This is a genomic window from Neptuniibacter pectenicola (assembly GCF_001597735.1).
Taxonomy (GTDB): Bacteria; Pseudomonadota; Gammaproteobacteria; order Pseudomonadales; family Balneatricaceae; genus Neptuniibacter; species Neptuniibacter pectenicola.
Genome location: NZ_LUTS01000016.1, coordinates 37,242 through 44,212, shown reverse-complemented (window position 1 = coordinate 44,212; position 6,971 = coordinate 37,242). Strand labels below are relative to the sequence as shown.

8 protein-coding genes are annotated in these 6,971 nt (G+C 44.6%); all 8 read right to left on the bottom strand.

Translation table 11 applies throughout. The features are described 5' to 3' along the window. Window positions 1-206: 206 nt before the first annotated feature. Window positions 207-1,079, bottom strand: coding sequence for a twin-arginine translocase subunit TatC (gene tatC / locus A3773_RS15540; RefSeq protein ID WP_082800655.1), 873 nt, complete (start codon window positions 1,077-1,079; stop codon window positions 207-209). Continuing rightward, window positions 1,076-1,453 carry a Sec-independent protein translocase protein TatB gene (gene tatB / locus A3773_RS15535; protein ID WP_067987955.1) on the bottom strand — a complete coding sequence of 126 codons (378 nt, stop codon included), beginning with the start codon at window positions 1,451-1,453 and terminating at the stop codon, window positions 1,076-1,078. Before tatB ends, tatC begins: the two co-directional genes overlap by 4 nt. Window positions 1,454-1,466: 13 nt before the next feature. Further along, window positions 1,467-1,718: a Sec-independent protein translocase subunit TatA gene (gene tatA / locus A3773_RS15530; RefSeq protein WP_067987951.1), complete on the bottom strand. Its 252-nt coding sequence runs from the start codon at window positions 1,716-1,718 to the stop codon at window positions 1,467-1,469. Between the two features lie 62 nt (window positions 1,719-1,780). Then, the gene (locus tag A3773_RS15525) at window positions 1,781-2,113 is read right to left on the bottom strand and encodes a phosphoribosyl-ATP diphosphatase (protein ID WP_067987948.1); all 333 of its coding nucleotides are present in this window, start codon (window positions 2,111-2,113) and stop codon (window positions 1,781-1,783) included. 86 nt (window positions 2,114-2,199) lie between these two features. Then, window positions 2,200-3,834 (bottom strand): ubiquinone biosynthesis regulatory protein kinase UbiB, encoded by a 1,635-nt coding sequence (ubiB, locus tag A3773_RS15520; RefSeq protein WP_067987945.1) that lies wholly within the window; start codon window positions 3,832-3,834, stop codon window positions 2,200-2,202. 47 nt (window positions 3,835-3,881) lie between these two features. After that, the gene (locus A3773_RS15515; protein WP_067987944.1) at window positions 3,882-5,471 is read right to left on the bottom strand and encodes a GGDEF domain-containing protein; all 1,590 of its coding nucleotides are present in this window, start codon (window positions 5,469-5,471) and stop codon (window positions 3,882-3,884) included. Window positions 5,472-5,605: 134 nt separating this feature from the next. Then, complete coding sequence (locus A3773_RS15510) at window positions 5,606-6,229, bottom strand: thiol:disulfide interchange protein DsbA/DsbL (RefSeq protein ID WP_067987940.1); 624 nt, start codon at window positions 6,227-6,229, stop codon at window positions 5,606-5,608. Window positions 6,230-6,359: 130 nt separating this feature from the next. Further along, window positions 6,360-6,965, bottom strand: coding sequence for a c-type cytochrome (locus A3773_RS15505; protein ID WP_067987935.1), 606 nt, complete (start codon window positions 6,963-6,965; stop codon window positions 6,360-6,362). Window positions 6,966-6,971 lie beyond the last annotated feature (6 nt).

The window sequence follows — 6,971 nt, the reverse complement described above, 5'->3', positions numbered from 1 at the left end:
CGAATTATAGACACTTCCTAAACAACGTCAACAGCCAGAACTAAAAAACTGCAAAATAAAGGGAAAAAAGTGAGATTAGGCGAGTATTAGGACGAAATTGATTACTTAGCGATCAAAACGGCGAACAACCTATACCCCAGACACAAAAATGCCGCTTAGGGTATAAGCGGCATCAAACGTTCTTCTCTTAAAATACAAAAGACCTCTTAGTCTTTTGAATCACGCGACTCTCTCACCGCTTGCTCAAACTCTTCTTCGTATTTGTAGTCATCGTCATCATCCTCATCGTCGTCCGCATCTTCGCTTGCTTCCTCATGCTCATCTTCCTCATCGTCTTTCGTTGGTTTGACGAAAATAACACCTAAGATGATGCCGGATTCAAATAACAACCACATAGGTAACGCTAACAAGCTCTGGGAGATAACATCAGGTGGAGTCAACAACATACCTAAAACAAAGCAACCTACAATAACGTATGCGCGCTTATCACGAAGACCTTGCACAGTGGCTGCACCAGACCAAATAAGCAATAAGGTCGCTATAGGTATTTCAAACACAATACCAAATGCAAAAAAGAGTTTAAGTACAAAATTAAGATAGCTACTGATGTCAGTCATGACCGCTACATTTTCAGGCCCTACGCTGGTAAAGAAGCCAAAAATCAAAGGAAAGACAACAAAGTAGGCAAACGCTATCCCGGCATAAAACAGAAAAATACTAGACGCCAGCAGCGGCACTGCAAACTTCTTCTCATGCTGATAAAGCCCTGGTGCAATAAATCCCCATATCTGATGCAGAATAAAAGGCATAGCCGCAAAGATGGCGGCTACTAACGTCAGTTTAAACGGTGCGAAAAAGGGAGAGGTTACATCGGTCGCTATCATGCTGGTGCCTTCCGGCAGCAATGCAGTCAAGGGTGTGGATAGATAGGTATAAAGGTCATTGGCAAAATAGAATAACCCTAGGAAGATACCTAGAATGATCAACAGTACATACATCAACCTTTGGCGTAGTTCTACCAAGTGGGTAATAAGAGGCTGTTCTTGGTCTTGATCTGGAACGCTCTGTTGGTTGCTCATGATTTATCAACCTTGTCCGTTTCTTCAACGGGTTGAACATCTTTAGCTTTCTGAGCATCGTCTGCTTGCGCTTGCAGCTCTTCAACCGGCGTCGTTTTTGCTGCTATAGGTGAATTCTCGCCAAGAATATCAAAAGGCTGCTGCATATCGCTCAGCTCCTTATCGAGCTCTTCTTTTTTGATGGCGGTCGTTCTTTTTAGCTCATCAATTTTAAGCTCTTGGCTAATTTCTGCCTGAATGGAGCCAACCGTACGACGGATACGCCCTACCCATAAGCCCACGGTTCTAATTGCGGTGGGCAATTTCTCCGGGCCGAGCACAACCAGTGCGACAATCGCAACAATCAATATTTCGGCAAAACCGATATCAAACATTTATCGTGGCCAACTATTTATCAGTTTTCTGCTCTTCTTTTACATCTGCTTTATTCGCATCTGTAAAATCGGCATCGTCCTGCTTTAATTGTTTGTTATCCGCTTCTTCCTGAGCTATTTCTTCATCGCTCATCGCTTTTTTGAAGCCTTTAACCGCACCACCTAAGTCACTACCAATATTTTTGAATTTTTTAGTACCAAAAATCAAAATAATAATGGCGAGAACAATCAGAAGCTGCCAGATACTAATACCGCCTAAACCCATTGTTATTCTCCGTCGTTAAATCGAGAGGGATCTCCCCCCCCCCTAATTTATGCAAATAGACCTTAGCCTTTTTGTCTTGATGCCTTCTCTTCCAAACCTGAAAGATCAAAGCGTCGTGCTAATTCATCTAATACTACCTGAGGATTCTCACCAAGATGTGACAGTGCGACTAAACTATGGAACCAAAGATCCGCTGTTTCATAAATAACGTCTTTGTTATCACCACTGACCTGCGCATCTTTTGCTGCCAGTATAGTTTCGGTCGCTTCTTCGCCCACCTTCTCAAGAATCTTATTCAAACCTTTTGCATGCAAACTTGAGACATATGAACTATCCGGCGATGCCGATTTTCGCTCTTCTAATACATTACCTAGTTGAGTTAGTACATCACTCATCACATATCTCTCTTTAATCAATACTAATTTTCGTTGCGGAAGCATACCCGAACAATATTACTTCCACCATCCCTCGATAGGGAACCTTAAACTCGTTTAAATAAAAGCGCCCCACCCAGAATAGCCAAAACCCAGCTACTCACGGGGAGAGAACATAACCAAAGCTGTAGTTCAGGACTACCAGCAACAACGCTGCCGCCAATCAATATCACAGCAAGGTAGCTACGCCGTTTACTTTTAGCCTCCAGCTCATCTTTCGCTTGCTGGTAAGCGCGCAGATCCCTCATTCTTATATTATCGAGATTCCGTACTTGGCTGAGTGCATCAAATACGAGCTGGGGCATATGAGGGAGCTTTTCCAGCCAATCAGGCGCTTGTTGCTTGATGGTGCGGTAAACGCCTTTTGGCCCCATACGCTCTTTCATCCAGTTTTCTAAAAAGGGCTTCGCCGTTTTCCATAAGTCGAGATCGGGATAAAGCTGACGCCCAAGCCCTTCGATATTCAACAGAGTCTTTTGCAACAACACCAACTGTGGCTGGACTTCCATATTAAAGCGGCGAGCGGTCTGAAATAGGCCAAGTAACACCTGACCGAAAGAGATCTCTTTTAATGGCTTTTCAAATATAGGCTCACACACGCTTCTAATTGCGGTTTCAAACGCATCGACGTTGGTATCCGCAGGCACCCAGCCGGAATCTACATGTAACTGCGCAACTAAACGGTAATCCCGTTTAAAGAAGGCTAAGAAGTTTCGTGCGAGATAACTTTGATCTTCAGGTGTTAGCGAACCAATAATCCCAAAATCTACCGCGATATACTGCGGCTGCGAAGGGGTATTACGAGAAACGAAGATATTGCCTGGGTGCATATCGGCATGAAAGAAGCTGTCTCTAAACACTTGGGTAAAAAAGATCTCTACACCCCGCTCTGCAAGCAGTTTCATATCGGTATGCTGAGCGGCTAACTGCTCAAGGTCTGCCACTGGAATGCCGTGAATACGCTCCATAACGAGTACATTAGCGCGGGTAAAATCCCAGTAAATTTCAGGGATATATAGAACATCACTGTTATCGAAGTTACGTCGCAGCTGTGAACCGTTCGCGGCTTCTTTACGCAGGTCTAACTCATCAAAGATCGTTTGCTCATATTCAGCCACCACCTCTACCGGGCGAAGACGACGCCCCTCTTCCCACACGGTATGGACGAGACGTGCCAAGGTAAAAAGCAGATCCACATCTTTACGAATAGTTTTACTGATGCCAGGGCGGATAACCTTAACAACCACATCGCGCCCATCGAACATCGTTGCTTCATGCACTTGAGCAACCGACGCAGAGGCGAGCGGCTCAACCTCAAATGAGCTAAACAGTTCGGACACCGGTTGTCCCAACGCAGTTTCAATTAAGGTCTGCGCTTGGGGGCCGGAAAATGGTGGTACACGGTCCTGTAGTTTTTTGAGCTCCTCAGACAGCTCATCCGTAAGCAGATCTCGTCGTGTAGAGAGCATTTGACCAAATTTAACAAAAACGGGCCCTAAGGCTTCTAAAGCAAGACGAATACGAACCGCTTCAGGTTTTGATGCCGGAATAAACAAGCGCCAAGGTAGTAGCCAAAACAGAATACGAACATACCAAGGCAGTGATAAACCCAAAAAGATGGTATCAAGACGGTAGCGAGCAAAAACTTGGATGATTTTTAGAATACGTGAAAGACGCTTCACAACAGAGAAACCTTACTTAAAATGATAGTGGTATAAAAATAAGCACGCTATTTAGTACGGACTAAATTGCGACCGTCTTCTTTTGCTTGGTATAACGCTTCATCTGCACGGTTGAATACTTCATCGAGGGAGTCGCCCTCTTGAATCTCAGATACACCAAATGACATGGTGATCGTAACCGGCTTACTATGAAAGTTAAATGGACTTTTAGCCAGTGAAAGTCTTAATTTATCCATCGCTTGCGCAGCTTCAGCAGCGGACGTCGACGGCAGAATAATAACAAATTCTTCGCCACCATAACGTGCAGCAAAGTCAGTCACTCTAATATTTTTGCTGATAACTTTCGCGACAAGACGCAGTACTTTATCGCCCGCAAGGTGCCCAAAGCTATCATTAACCTGTTTAAATAGATCAAGGTCCGCCACAACAACAGTAAACGCGGTTCTATAACGCGACCAACGCTCATACTCTTGGACAATATATTCATCATACGCTGCACGGTTCGGCAACCCCGTCAACGGATCAGTTCTTGCGCGTAATCGCTCCTCTTCCATATGCGCTTTTACTTTACGGGTCTCCTGCTCCATCTCATCGACTTTGCCGATTAAGTCTTCATAGCGCCCCTGTAATCGACTCTCACGCTCCTCTTCTTTCTTTTTAAAACTATCCATGGCCCGCACTAGGCCCGAGAGTTGAACCGATACTGCCGTCTTTAAATCTTTAATATCGTTGGTGTTTTTAACCGTATGATGAAGCTGCTTTACATCTTTACGTACCTGATGATCCAGCGCCCTTTGATTCTGCCCAATCTCTTGCTGCTCGTGACGACTATCGACAACAAAGGTCTGCACTTCGGTTAATCGAGAACTTAATTCTAAAAGATAATTCTCAAAATCATCGCTTGTGTTGCTGGTCGACTTGATCACCAGCTTAACAACACAATGAACAATATCCGGTAGATGGGGTAATTCAAAACCACTTTCAATACGCTTAACCAACGCTCTCGCATCGGGTGCTTCATCCTTAGGTACGCTGAGCCCGCTAATAAGCTCCAATAACTCTGCGCCTATATGCTTTAACAGGATACGCACTTCATCGCCAAGGGCATCAACAGACGCGGTGGTGTCTAAAGCAAAATCGCTGCTGTCCAACGACGCATCACTTTCCGTGCCGGTTTCAACATGGCTCTGCAACTCGATAAAATCACCGAGTAACGTAGGTAAGTTATAGAATTTGTCTGTTATCTCATGGCTACGTTTTTCAAGCGTATCAAGAAGGTTCTGGGATCGACTATTTTGTACTTGGGTACGTAACATGCGGACCCACTTTAAAAGGGCAGCCACCGTATCCCGCGCCTGCTGATCTCTCGCCTCTTCTCTACTTTTAACCTGTGTTTCTACACGTTTTGTCGTTTTTTTCAACGCCGCTAAGTGCTCTACACACCCGGTTTGCAACAAAGGCTTTAATTGAGATAGTTCAGCATCAAATTGCGGACTTTCACCCTCTAGCGCAACAGATAAATAACCTGCAAGCTGCCGTAGTTGTCGCTCAGCATCAGCACTTTTGCGCTCTTGCAGCTCCAACTCGTGAGTCAATTCCCTATATTTCTTTTTCCAGTCCATTTGTTCTTCTGCCACTCTGAATCCTCAGGCTACCGTAACCACAAATCAGATCTCTTCATGTTAGTGCAACTCACTAATTCACACTAGAGCTTAATAGCAAACAGATAAAAAAAACGCCCCTTAAGGGCGTTTTTTTAGCATACTAAGATCTATTGTGCGGCAGCGCGTTCTTTATCAACAAGAAAATCGACGACTTTCAGCATCTCTTGTTGGCCACCCGCCATCTGAGCACTGATACGGTACTTACCATTTACAATCATTGCTGGCACACCTTCAACACCATAACCACGCAATTTAGAATCCCCTTGCTTTAACTTCATATTCACCGCAAAAGAATTATACATTTTATCAAACTGCGCCCCATCAACACCCAAATTTGAGTAGTAGGTGGAGAAGTCATTTACGCCCGTAAAGCGGCGACGCTCAACATGAATCGCATGAAAGGTTGCTTCATGGGTTTTATCCAGCGTTTTCATCAGCTCTGATGCATAAAAAGCACGTGCCATTGGTTCCCAGCTACGCCCAAAGACCACAGGAATACGCACAAAATTGACATCATCTGCTTTTTTACTGTTCCAGTTTTTAATGTAAGGCTCGAAGCTATTACAGTGAGGGCATGGGTAACCAAACATTTCGACCACTTCAACTTTGCTCTGATCAAGCGCACGAACAGCCGTTGGTATTTTAACGTAATGCACACCTTCCCGATAATCTTCTGCTTGAGCGAGTAAAGGAAACAGCAAAGCGACTAATATAAAGCCAATTCTTTTCATTCTATTTTGTGCTCCGAACAATCAATGTGTAAGAGGTGGACATAAACCTAGACTATAAAGTTCCATCTTCTCAAAAAAACAGCTATAAAAAAAGGCAGCTTACGCTGCCCTTTTTTAACCAGAACTGAATTTACTTACTCAGTCCCTGAATATAGCTAGCGACAGCTTTAATTTCAGTATCGCTCAGCTTACCCGCAGTATCACGCATCATGCCTTGAGGATCGTTAGCACGCTCGCCCGTACGGAAAGAGTGTAACTGCTTCTCAGTGTACGCAGCATGCTGACCACCAATCGCAGGGAAACCCGCTTGCTCGTTACCTGCACCTGTAGGTGAGTGACATGCTGTACACGCAGCAACGCCTTTCGCAGCAATACCTGAACGGTAAATTTTCTGACCTTGCTCAACAAGGTCTTTAGCTGCATGACCTACCGTGCCTTTTTGCTTAGCAAAATAAGCCGCTATGTCAGCAATATCTTGATCATTTAAACCATTTAGCAGACCTGTCATTTCAACGACAGCCCGGTTACCTGATTTAATTTCGTTAAGCTGCTTGATCAGATACGCTTCATTCTGACCCGCAAGTTTAGGGAAGTTTGCCACTGCACTGTTACCGTCAGCACCGTGACAAGCACCACATACAGCTGTTTTGCCTTTTCCTGCAGCAGCATCACCTGCCGCATGAGCTACACCAGTAAGACCTATGGTCACAAGCAAGCTAATCAGTAGTTTATTCATCGACGA